Source organism: Ancylobacter sp. GW821-FHT10E12 (assembly GCF_058809335.1).
The window spans coordinates 1-16588 of the sequence record NZ_JBXASN010000007.1; the positions used below are offsets into that span (position 1 = coordinate 1).

Below are 16588 nucleotides of genomic sequence, written 5' to 3' on the forward strand. Positions count from 1 at the left end.
ATCCTCCACGCTACGAAGGAACCCGACATGCTCCGATTTTGCACCACGCCAATACTGTGCAGGGACCGGACGGTTACGAAGGAGCGGAGGGCAAGATAAAGGAAACCGGCACTACGTCGGCCGGATTTCTGAAATTGTTGTTGTCTGCACCCTGGTTAGGGTCGCCGCTCGCGGCACCATGCTTTTGGACCCCGCGTGCCGCGACTTGGCGCAACGCCTTGGCTTTGCTGGGTTTCGACCGGCACCATGGCCGCCGAACGCCCGATTTTCTTGAGTTTTGGCCGGAGGCGCATCCATGAGCGCCGACGACGAAAACCGCTTCCGGCCGAAGCCCGGCCGCATCAGATCCGACGCGCGGCCGGGGAAGACCAAGAGCTTTTTCAGCCAGGCCAAGAAGATCGCCCGGCAGCATAGCGCCAGCCCTTCCAGATCGTCGCCGCGTTCAGCACAGCGCCCAGGCAAAAGCCCGACCGGCAAGAGCGCCAAAGCCTCGCGTTCGACCAAGGGGCCTGGCGTGCAACGCGGGCGCGGTGCGGCCTTCGTTCGCGCCCGCACTCTGTCGGGTGGCTGGCGACACAGCGCGCCCGGAATGCGGCGCGTCGTCGTCAAGACCCGTTACGTCCAGAACGCCGACAGGAACGGCAAGTCCGCCGCCCATCTGCGCTATATCCAGCGGGACGGCACATCGCGCGACGGCGAGCGCGGCCAGCTTTATTCGGCGACCGAGGATCGCGCCGATGGCGACGCCTTCGTTGAGCGCGGCAAGGACGATGAGCGCCAGTTCCGATTCATCATCTCGGCGGAAGACGGCGCGGACCTGACCGACCTGACCGCACACACTCGCGACCTGATGAAGCAGATCGAGGCTGACCTTGGCACGAAACTCGATTGGGTCGCGGTCAATCACTACAACACCGGCCATCCCCATGTGCATGTCATCGTCCGGGGCAAGGACGACCTGGGCGAGAATCTTGTCATCAACGGCGACTATCTCGCCAACGGAATCCGCGAGCGCGCCAGCGAGCTAACGACGCTGGAGCTAGGCCCCATGACCGAGATCGAGCAGAGCCGCAAGCTATCGGCCGAAATCGACCAGGACCGTTTCACCCGTATCGACCGGGCGATGACCGAGGAAGCGGACGAACGGTTCCTCGACCTTCGCCATGAGCCGGACGAACCGCGCCGCCAGTTCAACCGGACCCTGCGCCTGCGCCGGCTCGCCAAGCTGGAGAAGATGGGGCTGGCGATCGAGCACGCGCCGGGCGTCTGGGAAATGAGCGAGCGGATGGAACCGACCTTGCGCGAGATGGGCGAGCGCGGCGACATCATTCGCAACATGCACAAGGCGTTGAAGGCGGATGGCTTGGAGCGCGACCCGCTCACGTTCCAAATCCATGACGGGCCGCCCGAGACGCCTATCGTCGGCCGGGTTGTGGACAAATATCTGTCCGACGAGCTGGGCGAGAACCTGACCGTCGTGGTGGACGGGATCGACGGCCGGACGCACCATGTCGCCGGCATCGACCCGGCCCGCGTCGAGGATGCCCGGATCGGCAGCATCGTCGAGATAGGTCCGGCCGACACCACACAGCGGCCATCAGACCGCACCATTGCCGCCATCGCCGAGGACGGCATCTATCGGCCAAGCCGCCATCTGGAGCAGGCGAAGTTCGAGGGCCGCGTTCCAGGCGGCGACTACGAGGGCTATGTAGATGCTCATGTGCGCCGGCTGGAGGCGCTGCGCCGGGCCGGGGTCGTCGAGCGGATCGACGCCGACCAATGGCGCATCCCCGACGATTTCGAGAACCGCGCCGCCGCTTATGAGGCCGGCCGCAACAGGCAGGCCAGCGTTCGCGTCCTTTCGGTGCTCGACCTTGAAAAGCAGATCGGCGCGGATGGCGCGACCTGGCTGGACCGGCGCTTGGTGTCGCTCGATGCATCCGACCTGGCATCGGCTGGCTTCGGCCAGCAGGTGCGCGAGGCGATGGACCAGCGGCGCGAACATCATATCGACCAGGGAGACGCCAGCCGCAGCCGAGACGGCCGAACCTTCTACCGACGCAATCTTCTCGCCACGCTACGCGAGCGCGAGGTTGCCAGCGTCGGCGCGGAGATCGCCGCTAGCAAGGCGCTTCCGTTCCGCGCCGCCACGGATGGCGAGAACGTCAGCGGCAAGTTCACCGGCACCGTGCAGCTAACCAGCGGGAAGTTCGCCGTGGTCGAGCAGAGCCACGAGTTCACCCTTGTTCCGTGGCGGCCGGTCATCGACCGCCAGCTCGGCCGCGAAGTCGCGGGCGTCGTGCAGGGCGGATCGGTGTCTTGGCAGTTGGGACGGCAAAGGGGATTGGGCCTCTAGCTATCCGTGGGACGCCGGAATGAAGTTCTCTCCCATGAAATCCACAAAGGCGCGGAGCTTGGGAGAGAGATGCCGGCTGGAGGGCCAGAGGATGCGGAACGTGACGGAATGTCTGATCTTGTCATCGAGCACGCTCACCAACGATCCAGCGGCAAGCTGGTCACGGATGGCGAAGTCCGGCAGGCAGGCGACACCGAGTCCCTGTTCGGCCAGAAAGATCAGCGGCTCGATGGCGCTGGCGACGGCTGCCGTGGGAATGTCGGCGGACATGGGAGCATCTTTCCCATGCAACGGCCAGTCCTCGATCTTTCCGGTGCTCGGATAGAGATGGCGCAGCCCGCGATGGGCTGACAGATCAGCCGGCGTCTCCGGTGCGCCGCGCTCGACGAAATAGGACGGCGAGCCGACGAGTTTGTAGTAGAATGTGCCGAGTGCGCGCGTCATCAGGCGCGAATCGTTGACCTCGCCCGTCCGCACAACGGCGTCGAAGCCTTCTTCGATCACATCGACCATCCTGTCGGTAAAATCTAGATCGAGTTCGATTTCGGGCCATGCCCGCATGAAGGCGGCGAGCGTCGGCATCATCAGCATCCCCACCAGTGGCAGGCTCACCCGCAGCTTTCCGCGCGGTGCGCCCCTGGTCTGCGATAGTTCCAACTCGGCAGCCTCGATTTCGCAGAAGATGCGTCGGCAGCGTTCGAGGAACAGCGCGCCCTCTGGGGTTAGCGTGACGGTGCGCGTCGAACGATGGAAAAGACGCACGCCGAGCCGTTCTTCAAGTCGCGCCACGGCTTTGCTGATCGCCGACGACGAAACGCCGAGCTTCTGTCCGGCGGTGGTGAAGCTGCGCATCTCCGCTGCCTGGACGAAGGCATTGAGCGAGCCGAGGCTATCCATGGACACAGTTCCATTGATGACAAAAACGTCAGAAGTATTTTGAACTGTAGCCCAGTTCTCCACAAACGGAAACACGTCTAGCTTTTGGACAATGCCGTCATCGGCGGATCGCGCCGGTTCGTTCAGATCGCTCCATCCGCCAGCGGCTTCTCAGACAAGGCTCAGGCGGATCAATGACGACGACGAACACCAGCGAAACCCCTCCTAGCGAACAAGCCGACGTATCTTCCGTCGTGGGCGATAGGCTTCCGTTGGCCGCGCTTCTGGCGCTGGCCATGGCGGCGTTCATCACAATCCTGACCGAAGCCCTGCCGGCTGGGCTGTTGCCGCAGATGGGCGAAAGCCTGGCGGTTTCCGAGGCCCTAGTCGGCCAACTCGTCACCATCTACGCGGTCGGATCGCTCGTCGCAGCCATTCCGCTGACCACCGCCACGCAAGGGTGGCGGCGTCGGCCGCTGTTGCTGATTGCCATCGGCGGCTTCGCTGTCGTCAACACGGTGACGGCTGTTTCAACCAGCTACCCGATCACGCTTGTCGCACGCTTCTTTGCAGGCGTCTTCGCCGGGCTGCTTTGGGCATTGGCCGCCGGCTATGCGGCGCGCATGGTGCCCGAGCATCTGAAAGGCCGCGCCATCGCCGTCGCCATGGCCGGCACGCCCGTAGCGCTGTCGGTCGGTATCCCAGCCGGCACCTTCCTGGGCGCGGCGTTCGGCTGGCGCGTCACCTTCGGCCTCATGAGCCTGCTGACCGTCATCCTCGTCTTTTGGGTAGTCGCCAAGGTGCCGGACTTCCCCGGACAGGCGCGAGGAAAGGGCTTCGCGCTTCGAGCGGTCTTCACCCTGCCGGGTATCCGGCCAGTGCTGTTCGTCACGCTCGCCTATGTGCTCGCCCACAACATTCTCTACACCTACATCGCGCCCTTCCTCGTTCCCGCCGGCATCGCCGACCGCATCGACCTCGTGTTGCTGGTCTTCGGCGTCGCGGCGCTTCTCGGCATCTGGATCGTCGGCGTGCTGATCGACCGATGGCTTCGCGAACTCGTGCTGGCAAGCGCTGCGCTATTTGGTCTTTCCGCGCTGGCGCTCGCCATCGCTGGCACCGTCCCGGCCGTAGTTTATGCGTCTGTCGCTATATGGGGGCTGGCGTTCGGCGGCGCGGCGACGCTGTTCCAGACGGCATCGGCCAAGACGGCGGGCGAAGCGACCGATGTGGCGCAGTCCATGATCGTCACTGTCTGGAACATCGCCATCGCGAGCGGCGGGATCGTCGGCGGCATCCTGCTCGAAACCTTCGGCGTATCCGCCTTCCCGTGGAGCGTGCTGGCGCTGCTCGCCGCCGCGCTGACCGTGGCTTGGTCCGCCCGCACGAACGGCTTTGAACCAATCCGCCACGCCTGAACAAGCCCACTACACGCACACGGAGCCACCTATGTCGCAGTCTGAAACCTTCGCAGATTCCTCTAGCTCGGAAGGCGGCGTTTCTTCGCTGTCCGAACACCTTGATGCTGTCATCGACGCCGCCATCACCGAGAATCGCGTCGTCGGGGCAGTTGTCCTCGTCAGCCGCGACGGCGAGACCGTCTATGCTCGCGCCGCCGGTTTCGCTGATCGCGAGGACGGCAAGCCAATGGAGATCGAGACGCCTTTCCGCCTGTCTTCGGTGTCCAAGGTGTCTGTCTCCGTCGCGGCCATGGTGCTGGTTCGCAAGGGCAAGCTCTCACTCGATGCGCCGGTCACGACATGGTTGCCCGACTTCCGGCCGCCGTCGCCAAACGGCGAAACCCAACCGATCACCATCCGCCATCTTCTTACCCACACGGCCGGACTCGGCTATGGCTTTTTCGAGCCGGCAAACGGACCCTATCATCGGGCCGGGGTATCGGATGGGATGGACTTCTCAGACCTGACGCTGGACGAGAATGTCCGGCGTATCGGTTCGGTCCCGCTGCTGTTCGCCCCCGGCACGGCATGGCACTATTCGCTCTCGACCGATGTGCTGGGAGCCGTGATCGAACGCGCTGCCGGTCTTCCGCTCCCTGAAACGGTGCGCTCCTTCGTGACCAATCCGCTCGGGCTGACCGAAACCGGCTTTGTCATCGCCGATCCCGCGCGTCTGGCCGCTGCCTATACCGGCGAGCCTGCCGGCGTGCGCCGCATGGCCGATCTGGAAATCATCCCGCTTCCGTTCATCGAAGGCTCCGAAGGTCTGCGAATGGCCCCCGGCCGCGCTTTCGATGGAAACGCCTTCCCATCAGGCGGTGCAGGCATGATCGGCTCGGCGGGCGATCTGCTCACACTGCTCGAAACGCTGCGAAACGGCGGCGAACCTCTGCTGTCGGACGGTCTTGTCGAGGAAATGGCGACCGATCACACGCCGGACATGGAGCTTGGACCGTGGCCCGGTCGTGGCTTCGGGCTTGGTTTCACCGTCCTGCGCGATCCAGCCACGGCTGGCCTACCGGAGACACGCGGCACATGGCGGCTGGGCGGAGCCTATGGGCACTCCTGGTTCGTGGACCGGGCAGAGAGGTTGTCCGTCGTTGCCTTCACCAATGCCGGACTTGAAGGACAATCGCCTGGGGGGCGTTTCCCCGACGACATCACTCGGGCGACCTATGCTGGGCTTTGATCCACATGCGGCGGCGGCACTCAGCACCGATGGTTGACCGACAATGGGGAGCGCCTACCTCGCTGGGGTCGCGCATTCCCCTAGCGTCGCTCATCCAAATGCTCGCCGTCGCCGAGCACCTGAACTTCCGTCACGCAGCAAACGCGCTCGGCGTCAGCCTGTCGAGCGTCAGCGCGCGCGTAAAGACGCTGGAGGAAGACCTTGGCGTCCTTCTGTTCGAGCGCCATGCAAGGGGCGTCCGACTGACGGAGGCAGGACGCCTCTTCGTCGAGCGTGTCGCGGCCGGCGTCGATCAACTCGACCATGCCGTTAAGACGGCTGGCATGGCGGCGTCAGGAGAATGCGGCCGCCTGCGCATCGGCGTCCATGCCTTGATCCCTCGCAGCTTCCTCGCGCAATTGCTTCAACGATACAGGGAAGACCATCCCTGCATTGAGATCGAGATCAGGGAAGGCACGGCCCGCGACGCGCTCATGCAACTGCGCGCCGACCGCCTGGATATAGTGTTCGCGGCCGGCACGCCGGAGCTACCCGACTGTCACTCCCGGCCGATATGGAGCGAACCACTCGTCGCCGTTCTGCCGGATCGGCACCAGCTTGCCGGGCGCTCCGCCGTCACCTGGGCCGATCTTGCAGGGGAGACGTTCCTTGTCCGTCATGGTGGCACCGGGCCGCAGGTGCATGACCATATCGTCCTACGCCTTGCTGGGCGCTGGCCCGCTTCCTCTATTCACCGCTTCGACGTGGAGCGCAGCACGTTGCTGTCGATGGTCGGGCAAGGCTTCGGCATCACCATCGTTGGGGCTGCAACATCGTTCCTGACGACCTCCGGTGTCGTCTTCCTTCCCATCGCGGACGAGTCGGAGCCGGTTCCTTTCTCGGCGGTATGGTCGCCGTTCAATCGTAGCACCGCGCTACGAAACCTTCTCACCCTCGCAAACGAATTGCGGCCGTCGATCCAGGCGAACTAAACCCCGCGATTCGTATCGGCCAGTCCTACAGCGGTGGCTCGAAGCAGGTGCCGAAGGCGAGGACCAAAGTCGAGGGCTACATGCCCCCATTCCGGCACCTGTTCGTATAGCCGGGCGAGTGTCGGCGTTGGATGTGATACCTGCCAGAAACCAGCGGCAAGCATGAGCGCGGTCGCCAGCAGGTTCTGAATTTGGTCGATGGTCATGCTGCTGGCCTGAGCCAGTGTAGCGGCGATGTCGTAGTGGGCGGCAAAAGAGTTGGTTTTGAAGCGGCGAGCGCGCTCCATTTCCACGCTACCTTCCAGACTCAGCGTCACATGGGTCAGGAGGTCGCAGAAGACCGGGAGGGAGGTGATGGTGTCGGCAACGACCTCGGCAACCTCGATCGGCTCCAAGCCCGTCCGATTCCCAACACAGCCCTTGATCGTGTCGCGCCACTGCCCCCAGCCGCGCTCCGCCAGTTCAAGGAGCAGTTCCTCCTTATTGGCGTAGTAGCGTCGCACGCCGGTTCGGTGCAAGCCGGCGCGGTCGGTAACGGCCGCCACCGTCAGGAAGCGCACGCCTCCCAGCTCAAGGGCAAGGGACTCGGCTGCATCGAGCAGATTCTCAGAACGCAGCTGCTTGTCTTCGGCTGAACGGGCTCTCTCTCTCATTCTCAAATTTTAACGCATCTCGCCGTGCGTTACATCAAAAATCATGCTATTGACCATTTAACGCATCATAAGGTGCGTTAAATGTAGAGCACGTTGCCGACCCCCACAGAGAGGGAAATTCTCATGAAGGTTGTTCAGGCCACCCAGTTTGGAGACCCAACCGTCCTCGTCGTCGCGGAATTGCCAGACCCGGCACCCGGCCAAGGTGAAATCGCAATCGACGTCACCCATGCAGCGGTCGGGCTTGTCGATGTCTTCTTCCGCCAGGGACTATTCAAGGACGTGCCGGGCATGGCTCAGCCCCCCTTCATTCCCGGTCTCGAAGTGGCGGGTACGGTGCGCGCGTTTGGCGAGGGCGTCACCGGGTTCAAGATTGGCGAAGAAGTCGTCTCGATGTCGGCCGGTGCAGGCACAGGCGGCTACGCCTCCGTGTACATTGCCCCGGTGCGCGGAGTCGTGTCGATCGAAGGCTCCGGTATCGACCCGGCACTCGCTGTGGCCGTGATACCAAACGCGGCGATGGCGCATGTCGCCCTGACCAGGGTTGCGCATCTCTCCGCAGGTGAGAGCGTCCTCATCCATGGTGCGCTAGGCGGTCTTTCCGCTGCATTCCCTGGAATCGCCAAACGGCTCGGTGCGTCGCGTGTCGTCGGTACGGTGCGCACGAGCAAGCTGGACGCCGCCGCGAACACGAAGCTGCCATATGACCGGATCGTCGATTCCAGCGAATTGCCAGGAATTCTCGGCGACGAGAAGTTCGACATCATCATCGACCCTGTCGGCGGTGCAGTCCGCAGCCACAGCTTCGCACTGATGAAGCCGGGTAGCCGGCTCATCGTCGCTGGCAATGCCAGCGGTGATTGGGGACATCAAGTAAAGACCAACGACCTATGGCTGGGTAGCACGACCGTGTCCGGTTTCAACGCTGGCGCCTATCTGCCAACGCACCCCGAAGTGATCGGCCCCGCACTCGAAGCGGCATTGAAGGCTGTCGCCGCAGGATTGGGCGATACCGAAATCGACGTGCTTCCGTTTAGCGATGCCGCCCTCGCACATGAGCGGATGGAGAGTCGCGCTCTCAACGGCCGCATCGTCCTTACACCGTAGTTATGGCTGAGGAGCAACAAACATGACAATCAAGACAAAGCCTGTCGCCCTCATTACTGGAGCATCCTCCGGCATGGGCAAGGATTTCGCCCTGCGGCTGCTTTCTGAGGGTTACACCGTATATGGAGCAGCCCGCCGGATTGATCGGATGCAGGACATCGAAGCGGGTGGAGGCACAGCGCTGGCGATGGACGTCACCGAAGACGCGATGATGGTGGCCGCCGTCGATCGGATCATCAGCGAACAAGGCCGGATCGACGTGCTGATCAACGGCGCGGGCTATGGGCAGATGGGCGCGTTGGAAGATGTGCCGGTCGAAGCGGCTCGTCGTCAAATCGAGGTAAATCTCATCGGCGTAGCGCGTCTCACGCAACTCTGCCTCCCCCATATGCGCGCGAGGAAATTCGGGAAGATCATCAATATTTCTTCGATTGGCGGCAAATGCGCGTTTCCTCTGGCCGGCTGGTATCACGCCTCGAAGTTCGCGCTGGAAGGTTATTCCGATTCACTGAGGATGGAAGTTCGCCCCTTCGGCATCGACGTCATCGTGATCGAGCCGGGCGGCACCGACAGCGAATGGTTCCCCGTCGCGATTGCCCAGCTTGAGCAGTATTCCGCAAAGGGCGCTTATTCCCGTCTGGTGGCGGCAATGCAAAAGTCTCCATCCTGGAAAAGGAAGATGCCGGCACCCAAGGTCATCACTGATCTCGTTGTCAGGGCGCTCAAGGCCAGGACGCCTCGAACCCGCTATCACTGGGCTTCGGGATCGGGAATGATCCTGTTTCTGCGGCACATCCTGTCCGACCGTATGTATGACCGCCTCGTGATGTCGCAGCTTCGGTAGATCGGAAGCTGGCCAGATGCGAACATCGAGCTTCGGTATCTTCACTACTTCCTAGCCGTGGCCGAAGAAATCGGAACGATTCACTTCCTGGTCGCCGTGGCGTGTGCGTTGCGGGCGGCGACGATTTCGTCGCGATGCTTCAACGTCCATTCGTGAAGCGTCTCAAGCGGCTCGATGAGCGTGCGTCCGAGCTCGGTTAGCGCGTAGTCGACCCTCGGCGGGTTCGTCGGCGTTACCGTTCGCAGAACGAGGCCGTCGAACTCCAGACTCTTGAGGGTGAGGGTCAGCATGCGCTGGGAAATTCCTCCGATTTCGCGATGAAGCTCGCTGTAGCGAAGCGGCCCGTGCGAGAGCACGCCCACGACCATCACGGTCCACTTGTCGCCAACGCGAGCGAGCGTCTCCAACACGGGCGCACAGCTCTCGATGGCGTGTGCCAGCTTTGGACGAACAGGCATGTGCGTATCACCCAAAAAAGTGCCTCCTTGCGGAATTCTGAGCCGCGAATGATATTTTCGCAACGCACATAATGTGCGTGAAATCAAGGGTTCGCAAGGAGACTCCATGACCGATCCGCTTCGCATAGGCATCATCCCCGGAACCACGCGCGAAGGTCGCTTCGCGGACAAGCCGCTGAGCTGGCTCACCTCCCTCGCCAAGCGCCGCACCGACGCTACGTTCGAGGTCGTCGATCTCCGGGACTATCCGTTCCCGTTCTTCGACGAAGCAAGCTCGCCGATGTACGCCGCGCCGAAGAGCGAAGTCGCGCTCAGGTGGGCCGAGAAGCTCGGTGAACTCGACGCGTTCCTTTTCGTTACCGCCGAGTACAACCACTCCATCCCCGGCGTCCTCAAGAACGCGCTGGACTACGCGTACGCGGAGTTCAACCGCAAACCGGCTGCCTTTCTGGGCTACGGCACGAGCGGTGCCGCGCGCGCCGTGGAGCATCTCCGTGGTATCCTCGCCGAGCTGCAAGTCGCAACGCTGAAGCAGGCCGTCCACCTCAACTACACCGAGTTCGTGGGTATGCTAATGCAGGGCAAGACGTTCGACGATTTCGACTACCTCGAAACCGGCGCCCTGGCGATGCTCGATGACCTCGTTTGGTGGGCTGCAGCGCTGCGTGCAGCGCGTCGTCTCGACGCGGAGCGTCTCGCGGAAGCGAAGGCGACATAGTCGCCGTGCTTCCAGAGCGAATCTCGCCGGGGGCGGCAACTTCAATCGCAAGGACTCAGTCATGAACCGACTGAATGGCAAGGTGAGGTGGTCCCCGATCCCTGAACAGGGTCTGGCGCGTTCTAGGTTAGACGGTAAGTGCCCGGCTCGCGCGCGCGTATTCGCCTGGCGCTTGGCCGACCTCACGGCGAAAGGCCGTGCTGAAAGCGCTAGCGGACTGGTAGCCAATTGCGGCTGCAACAGCGTCCTGTGGCAGTTGCTCGCGGTGAAGGATATCTTTGGCAACAGCCATCCTCCATTCAAGCAGATACGTCATCGGCGGTACACCAACCAGTCGTGTGAAGCGCTCGCTAAACGCGGTCCGCGACAGATGAGCTTCCTGGGCTAGCGACGCGACGCTCCACGGGCCTGCGACATCAGTATGAAAACTGGTTAAGGCTCTCCTGACATGGCTGTCAGCAAGTCCTGTGAGCAAGCCCGGTCGAAGTTCCAGCCCAGGTCGCTCTGAACCGTAACGTAGCGCCTCAACGAGCAGCACCTCGATCAGTCGTTCCAGCACGAGGCTACGTCCAAGCCGCTTTTCGCGTGCCTCTTCCGTCAAGAGGTTGATCGTGTCGGCAAGCCTTCGGGCTGTGCTGTTAACGCAACTGATATGAACAAGGGTAGGCAGGATTTGGGTCAGCAGCGGAGCGTTGGCGGGGCTGAATCGGAAATAGCCTCCCAATAGCTGAAACTCCGGCTCGCCCCGTGTTTCGCCGTGACGAACTTCCGTCATTGCATCGGGCGTTTGGTCCGGCTCAACGCTATCAGGATCAACGTCGGGACCGCTGGCGATGACGAAACTTGGTGCGGACGGCAAAAGGATGAAATCGCCCTCTACCAGTTCCACGGGATCGCAATCCTCGACGTGCAGGTGACAGCTTCCCCTCATGACAATGCCGAGGCCGGCGCTACCGATCCGTGGATAGCGGACACCCCACCGACCGGAGCCGCTGACGACCTTCGAGACGACGGTACGGGGTTGCATGAGGGTTATGAGGGAAGAAAGCGGGTCCAATCTGTACGTCCTGTAAAGATTTGCGGACGCGAGATTATAGATCGCCCGCCGATATGACGATAGTCTCCAGTTAATATTCTTGAACGAATGGAGAACGCATGAGCACGGTCCTGATAACCGGCTGTTCCTCGGGTTTTGGCAAGGCCACGGCCCAGCTCTTCCTTGAAAGGGGCTGGAACGTCATAGCCACGATGCGCCGGCCGAGTGAGAGCGACATACAGGGGCCAGATGACCGTCTGCGGGTGCTCGCCCTCGACGTGACAGATGCAGCCAGCATCACGGCGACAGTCAGCGAAGCGACTGGCCTCTTTGGAGGCGTGGACGTTCTCGTCAACAACGCCGGAGTTGGGTTGTTCTCCCCCCTCGAAACGACTTCGGATGAAACGATACGGCATTTGTTCGAGACAAACGTCTTCGGCGCAATGGCGATGATCCGCGCGATCGTGCCGCACCTGCGCGAGCGGAGAGCGGGGACGATCGTCAACGTTACATCCAGCTCGACCTTCAGTCCTATGCCCATGACCGCTGTGTATGCCGCCAGCAAGACAGCGGTCGATGGTCTGTCCGAAGCGCTCTACTACGAACTGGCGCCGTTTGGCATCCGTGTGAAGATGGTTGAGCCCGGCTATGGCCCAGGCACGCACTTCTCCGCGAGCGCAATGGCGCTCAATGATGAAAACTCGATTCCAACTCCCTACCAGGCGCAGGCGCACGTTTTGATGAGTGCTCTGCCGCAGGTGTCAACGAGCGCGCATGATGTCGCCGAAGGCGTGCTGCGAGCGGCCAACGACACCAGCCCAGCGCTCCGGTTTCCGGCCGGGCCGGATTCGGTCGCCATCGCCACAAAGCGAGCCGAACTAACCGAAGAAGCCTTCTTGGCGATAATGCGCCAAGCATATGGCGTGCCGCAGCAATAGCGGCGAAGTCTGTCCTCGCCCGCCACACCGAGACGGCGGGCCTTAGTGATTACGGCTCAGGGGTCGCACCGACCTGGGCGGTCCAGAGGGCAAGGCTCAACATCGCAGAAGCCCTGCTGCCAGCGCCCGCACGCTTCTGGAGCGGCGGCTGGTTTGAGATCATTGATATGGAGGTTTCAGCCATGACGGCAGCCCAGACCTGTTCCGATTATTCTCGCTTCTTCCGCTCTTGGATCGCCAATCCGCTGCGCGTTGCGGCTGTTGCTCCATCGGGTCATTCACTCTCGCGCCTGATGACGGCGGAAATCTCCCCTGCGGATGGTCCGGTTCTTGAGCTGGGGGCTGGGACGGGAGCATTCACGCGAGCGCTTCTCGACCGTGGCGTCGCCGAACACGATCTCACGCTCGTCGAGTTCGGCTCTGACTTCGCCAGGCTTCTGCAATTTCGATTTCCACGGGCGCGGGTGCTCTGGATGGACGCATCGCAACTGGCCAGCCACGAGCTTTTTCACAGTGCGACCGTCGGCTCCGTGGTGAGCGGCCTGCCTCTGTTGTCGATGCCGCCCCGAAAGGTGATTGCAATCCTGTCGGGGGCGTTCAGCTACGTTCGACCCAATGGGGCCTTCTATCAGTTCACCTATGGTCCCCAATGCCCCATCCCCCGGAAGATACTGGATCGGCTTGGGCTCAAGGCAACGCGCATCGGCGGAACCGTCTGCAATCTTCCTCCGGCGGCGGTCTACCGCATCACGAGGCGACGCCCCCTCGGCATCATGCACGGGCGGGCTGCCTTCTCACCGGCATGACGATCATGCGCGCTGCGGCTCATTCCATGAGGCGGGCGTGACCGATGCGACGGCGACAGCTTCATCGTCGGGATGTCAAGGAAGTCCCTACATTATTGGGCGGCCGCATTCCGATGGCCGCGCTGATCCAGACCCTTACCGTCGCCGAATATCTGAACTTCCGCCACGCTGCGAACGCGCTCGGCGTCAGCCTGTCGAGCGTCAGTGCCCGTGTGAAGACGCTAGAGGAAGACCTTGGCGTCCTACTGTTCGAGCGCCATGCACGAGGCGTCCGGCTGACGGAAGCCGGTCGCCGCTTCGTCGAGCATGTGGCGGCCGGCGTCGATCAGCTCGACCATGCGGTGAAGACAGCTGGCATGGCGGCATCGGGGGAGTGCGGCCGCCTTCGCATCGGCGTTCATGCCCTCGTCCCCGGCAGCTTCCTCGCAGATTTGATCGAGCGATACCGCGCCGAGCATCCAGGCATTGAGGTTGAGATCACAGAGGGCACGGCCCGCGATGCCGTCATGCAATTGCGCGCCGACCGGCTGGACGTCGTGTTTGTGGCCGGGACGCCCGAACTGCCCGACTGCCATTCGCGACGGATATGGACCGAGCCGCTCCTGGCCGCGCTGCCGGAACGGCATCCGCTCGCCGGGCAGTCCGCCGTCACCTGGGCCGACCTGACGGAAGAGACCTTCCTTGTCCGCCACGGCGGCACCGGGCCGCAGGTGCATGACCATATCGTGCTGCGACTCGCCGAGCGATGGTCCGCGCCGTCGATCCTTCGCTTCGATGTCGAGCGCGGCACGCTGCTTTCGATGGTCGGACAGGGCTTCGGCGTCACCATCGTCGGCGCGGCAACGTCGCTGTTGCAAACATTTGGCGTGGCTTTCCTGCCCATCACAGACGAGCCCGAGCCGGTGGCGTTTTCGGCCATCTGGTCGCCGTTCGATCAAGGCGCGGCCGTCCGAAACCTGCTCACCCTCGCCAGCGAGATGAATCGGCTGGCCCGCGCTTCCTGAACTTCTCCGCGATTCGTTCCGGCCGTCATGATCGGGCACCGCCGAGGACGATTGCGCTGACGCAACCCGTCCTATTCGCCGCCGACAGTATCCGGCAACCCTCCCGCATCCTCTTTCCTGTTGCCTGTTCCGATTTTGCCTACTCTCTGATCGGCTCCGTCTCTTTTGCCGACTGGAGCCCGTATGCGCGGAGGCCGAATCCTATGGGGTCAGATCGCCGTGGTCTTCACCATCGTTCTGGTGATGACCTGGGCGGCGACGCAATGGACGGCGTGGCGGCTCGGCTTTCAGCCCCAGCTCGGAAATGCATGGTTCGATCTGGCCGGCTGGCCCGTCTATTATCCGCCCGCGCTGTTCTGGTGGTGGTATGCGTTCGACGCCTATGCGCCCTCGATCTTCGTGGAGGGCGGCGTCATCGCGGCGTCGGGCGACATCATCGCCATCGCCGCCGCCATCCTCATGTCGATCATCCGGGCGCGGGAGGCGCGCAACGTCGCCACCTACGGTTCGGCGCGTTGGGCGGAGGACAAGGAAATCCGCGCGGCTGGTCTGCTCGGCCCCGATGGCGTCGTGCTCGGCCGCTACGACCGGGACTATCTGCGCCATGACGGGCCGGAGCACGTCCTATGTTTTGCCCCCACCAGATCGGGCAAAGGCATCGGCCTCGTGGTGCCGACGCTGTTGACCTGGCCGGGAAGCTGCATTGTCCACGACATCAAAGGGGAGAACTGGACGCTGACAGCCGGCTTCCGGGCCAAGCACGGCCGCGTCCTGCTGTTCGACCCGACCAACGCCAAATCCTCCGCCTACAATCCGTTGCTGGAGGTGCGACAAGGCGAATGGGAAGTCCGCGACGTGCAGAACATCGCGGATATTCTGGTCGATCCCGAAGGCAGCCTCGACAAGCGCAACCATTGGGAAAAGACTTCGCACAGCCTGCTTGTCGGCGCGATCCTGCATGTCCTCTATGCCGAACCCGACAAGACGCTGGCAGGCGTCGCCAACTTCCTGTCCGACCCGCGCCGTCCGGTCGAGGCAACCTTGCGCGCGATGATGGAGACGCCGCACCTGGGCGAAGCCGGCGTTCATCCCGTCATCGCCTCGTCGGCCCGCGAGCTGCTGAACAAGAGCGAGAACGAACGGTCGGGCGTGCTTTCCACCGCGATGTCCTTCCTGGGATTGTATCGCGATCCTGTCGTGGCGCGGGTGACGGCGAGCTGCGACTGGCGCATTGCCGATCTTGTCGGCAACGAGAAGCCGGTCAGCCTCTACCTTGTCGTGCCGCCGTCCGACATCAATCGCACCAAGCCGCTCATCCGACTCATCCTCAACCAGATTGGCCGCAGGCTGACCGAGGAATTGAACACATCGGGGAAACGCCATCGCCTGCTGTTGATGCTCGACGAGTTTCCAGCGCTCGGCCGGCTGGACTTCTTTGAATCGGCATTGGCGTTCATGGCGGGTTACGGCCTCAAATCCTTCCTGATCGCACAGTCGCTCAACCAGATCGAGCGCGCCTATGGGCCGAATAACGCGATCCTCGACAACTGCCACGTCCGCGTCGCCTTCGCCACGAACGACGAGAGGACGGCGAAACGGATCAGCGATGCACTCGGCACCGCGACCGAGATGCGCGATTCCACCAACTATGCTGGTCATCGTCTCGCGCCGTGGCTGGGGCATCTCATGGTGTCGCGGCAGGAGACCGCCCGGCCTTTGCTGACGCCCGGAGAGATCATGCAGTTACCGCCATCCGATGAAATCGTGATGGTCGCGGGCACGCCGCCGATCCGGGCCGCGAAGGCTCGCTACTTCGAGGACGCGCGGTTTCAGGAGCGTATCCTGATCCCGCCCGATCCGGCGACCAAACCCACCGCTGCGAACCCATCATCGGACGACTGGTCGAGCCGCGTGATGACGGCAGCAAAGGCCACGCCCACGACCGCGACCAGCGGGACCGAGGGCGATCCTGACAATGCCGGCATCCGCCGCGAGCCGGAATTGCCCGAGCATGAGGAAATCGTCGCGCCGCCGCGTCCGCCCGAACAGGAGTTCGATTTGCTGGACGACGAACCGGACGTTGACGCGGCCAAGGCTCGCGCCATGCGTTCGCGTATGCGGACGGTGGCGCGGCAAGCGTCGCTGGACCCCGGCGACGGCATCGAGCTTTGA

General features: G+C 63.0%; 16 protein-coding genes. 12 read left to right on the forward strand and 4 right to left on the reverse strand.

The genetic code is table 11. The features are described 5' to 3' along the window. Both AC1RU4_RS10675 and AC1RU4_RS10680 read left to right on the forward strand, forming a co-directional pair. The coding region (locus tag AC1RU4_RS10675) for a hypothetical protein (protein ID WP_492891061.1) at positions 1-299 on the forward strand (299 nt) is incomplete at its 5' end. Between the two features lie 824 nt (positions 300-1123). Then, entirely contained in the window at positions 1124-2356 is a 1233-nt protein-coding gene (locus AC1RU4_RS10680) for a DUF3363 domain-containing protein (protein ID WP_492891346.1), read from the forward strand. Here AC1RU4_RS10680 and AC1RU4_RS10685 read toward each other — a convergent pair whose 3' ends face one another. Then, positions 2357-3253, reverse strand: a complete 897-nt coding sequence (locus tag AC1RU4_RS10685) for a LysR family transcriptional regulator (protein ID WP_492891062.1) — start codon at positions 3251-3253, stop codon at positions 2357-2359. A 173-nt stretch (positions 3254-3426) separates the two neighbouring features. Between AC1RU4_RS10685 and AC1RU4_RS10690 the strand changes: the two genes are divergently transcribed. The 3 genes from AC1RU4_RS10690 to AC1RU4_RS10700 all read left to right on the forward strand — a co-directional run bounded on the left by AC1RU4_RS10690 (position 3427) and on the right by AC1RU4_RS10700 (position 6852). Further along, the gene (locus AC1RU4_RS10690) at positions 3427-4650 is read left to right on the forward strand and encodes an MFS transporter (RefSeq protein WP_492891064.1); all 1224 of its coding nucleotides are present in this window, start codon (positions 3427-3429) and stop codon (positions 4648-4650) included. Positions 4651-4681: 31 nt separating this feature from the next. Further along, positions 4682-5881 carry a serine hydrolase domain-containing protein gene (locus tag AC1RU4_RS10695; RefSeq protein ID WP_492891065.1) on the forward strand — a complete coding sequence of 400 codons (1200 nt, stop codon included), beginning with the start codon at positions 4682-4684 and terminating at the stop codon, positions 5879-5881. A 98-nt stretch (positions 5882-5979) separates the two neighbouring features. After that, complete coding sequence (locus tag AC1RU4_RS10700) at positions 5980-6852, forward strand: LysR family transcriptional regulator (protein WP_492891066.1); 873 nt, start codon at positions 5980-5982, stop codon at positions 6850-6852. Here the strand turns inward: AC1RU4_RS10700 and AC1RU4_RS10705 are convergent. Next, the gene (locus AC1RU4_RS10705; protein WP_492891068.1) at positions 6849-7505 is read right to left on the reverse strand and encodes a hypothetical protein; all 657 of its coding nucleotides are present in this window, start codon (positions 7503-7505) and stop codon (positions 6849-6851) included. The two genes, AC1RU4_RS10700 and AC1RU4_RS10705, sit on opposite strands and share 4 nt — an antisense overlap. 123 nt (positions 7506-7628) lie before the next feature. On the opposite strand from AC1RU4_RS10705, the gene AC1RU4_RS10710 reads away from it, so the two are divergent. After that, the gene (locus AC1RU4_RS10710; protein WP_492891069.1) at positions 7629-8612 is read left to right on the forward strand and encodes a quinone oxidoreductase family protein; all 984 of its coding nucleotides are present in this window, start codon (positions 7629-7631) and stop codon (positions 8610-8612) included. A gap of 22 nt (positions 8613-8634) precedes the next feature. Continuing rightward, complete coding sequence (locus AC1RU4_RS10715) at positions 8635-9456, forward strand: oxidoreductase (RefSeq protein ID WP_492891070.1); 822 nt, start codon at positions 8635-8637, stop codon at positions 9454-9456. Positions 9457-9536: 80 nt separating this feature from the next. On the opposite strand, the gene AC1RU4_RS10720 is transcribed toward AC1RU4_RS10715, so the two are convergent. Next, on the reverse strand, positions 9537-9914 hold the full coding sequence (locus AC1RU4_RS10720; RefSeq protein ID WP_492891347.1) for a winged helix-turn-helix transcriptional regulator: 378 nt from the start codon (positions 9912-9914) through the stop codon (positions 9537-9539). A 106-nt stretch (positions 9915-10020) separates the two neighbouring features. On the opposite strand from AC1RU4_RS10720, the gene AC1RU4_RS10725 reads away from it, so the two are divergent. Beyond that, positions 10021-10632 (forward strand): NADPH-dependent FMN reductase, encoded by a 612-nt coding sequence (locus AC1RU4_RS10725; RefSeq protein WP_492891071.1) that lies wholly within the window; start codon positions 10021-10023, stop codon positions 10630-10632. A 127-nt stretch (positions 10633-10759) separates the two neighbouring features. On the opposite strand, the gene AC1RU4_RS10730 is transcribed toward AC1RU4_RS10725, so the two are convergent. Beyond that, the gene (locus AC1RU4_RS10730) at positions 10760-11689 is read right to left on the reverse strand and encodes an AraC family transcriptional regulator (RefSeq protein WP_492891072.1); all 930 of its coding nucleotides are present in this window, start codon (positions 11687-11689) and stop codon (positions 10760-10762) included. 98 nt (positions 11690-11787) lie between these two features. Between AC1RU4_RS10730 and AC1RU4_RS10735 the strand changes: the two genes are divergently transcribed. From AC1RU4_RS10735 to AC1RU4_RS10750, 4 genes are all read left to right on the forward strand, one after another. Next, a complete protein-coding gene (locus tag AC1RU4_RS10735; protein ID WP_492891073.1) occupies positions 11788-12606 on the forward strand; it encodes an SDR family oxidoreductase in 819 nt (272 codons plus the stop codon). 182 nt (positions 12607-12788) lie between these two features. Next, a complete protein-coding gene (locus tag AC1RU4_RS10740; protein ID WP_492891074.1) occupies positions 12789-13412 on the forward strand; it encodes a class I SAM-dependent methyltransferase in 624 nt (207 codons plus the stop codon). Positions 13413-13525: 113 nt separating this feature from the next. Further along, positions 13526-14416 carry a LysR family transcriptional regulator gene (locus AC1RU4_RS10745; RefSeq protein ID WP_492891075.1) on the forward strand — a complete coding sequence of 297 codons (891 nt, stop codon included), beginning with the start codon at positions 13526-13528 and terminating at the stop codon, positions 14414-14416. 183 nt (positions 14417-14599) lie between these two features. Further along, complete coding sequence (locus AC1RU4_RS10750) at positions 14600-16588, forward strand: conjugal transfer protein TraG (protein ID WP_492891076.1); 1989 nt, start codon at positions 14600-14602, stop codon at positions 16586-16588.

What these genes read in the sequence shown, in the direction of transcription:
- AC1RU4_RS10680 (WP_492891346.1), top strand. Translation starts at nt 1,124, where the DNA reads ATGACCGAGGAAGCGGACGAACGGTTCCTCGACCTTCGCCATGAGCCG.
- AC1RU4_RS10735 (WP_492891073.1), top strand. Translation starts at nt 11,788, where the DNA reads ATGAGCACGGTCCTGATAACCGGCTGTTCCTCGGGTTTTGGCAAGGCC.
- AC1RU4_RS10725 (WP_492891071.1), top strand. Translation starts at nt 10,021, where the DNA reads ATGACCGATCCGCTTCGCATAGGCATCATCCCCGGAACCACGCGCGAA.
- AC1RU4_RS10705 (WP_492891068.1), bottom strand. Translation starts at nt 7,505, where the DNA reads ATGAGAGAGAGAGCCCGTTCAGCCGAAGACAAGCAGCTGCGTTCTGAG.
- AC1RU4_RS10720 (WP_492891347.1), bottom strand. Translation starts at nt 9,914, where the DNA reads ATGCCTGTTCGTCCAAAGCTGGCACACGCCATCGAGAGCTGTGCGCCC.
- AC1RU4_RS10745 (WP_492891075.1), top strand. Translation starts at nt 13,526, where the DNA reads ATGGCCGCGCTGATCCAGACCCTTACCGTCGCCGAATATCTGAACTTC.
- AC1RU4_RS10690 (WP_492891064.1), top strand. Translation starts at nt 3,427, where the DNA reads ATGACGACGACGAACACCAGCGAAACCCCTCCTAGCGAACAAGCCGAC.
- AC1RU4_RS10710 (WP_492891069.1), top strand. Translation starts at nt 7,629, where the DNA reads ATGAAGGTTGTTCAGGCCACCCAGTTTGGAGACCCAACCGTCCTCGTC.
- AC1RU4_RS10740 (WP_492891074.1), top strand. Translation starts at nt 12,789, where the DNA reads ATGACGGCAGCCCAGACCTGTTCCGATTATTCTCGCTTCTTCCGCTCT.
- AC1RU4_RS10695 (WP_492891065.1), top strand. Translation starts at nt 4,682, where the DNA reads ATGTCGCAGTCTGAAACCTTCGCAGATTCCTCTAGCTCGGAAGGCGGC.
- AC1RU4_RS10685 (WP_492891062.1), bottom strand. Translation starts at nt 3,253, where the DNA reads ATGGATAGCCTCGGCTCGCTCAATGCCTTCGTCCAGGCAGCGGAGATG.
- AC1RU4_RS10715 (WP_492891070.1), top strand. Translation starts at nt 8,635, where the DNA reads ATGACAATCAAGACAAAGCCTGTCGCCCTCATTACTGGAGCATCCTCC.
- AC1RU4_RS10700 (WP_492891066.1), top strand. Translation starts at nt 5,980, where the DNA reads ATGCTCGCCGTCGCCGAGCACCTGAACTTCCGTCACGCAGCAAACGCG.
- AC1RU4_RS10750 (WP_492891076.1), top strand. Translation starts at nt 14,600, where the DNA reads ATGCGCGGAGGCCGAATCCTATGGGGTCAGATCGCCGTGGTCTTCACC.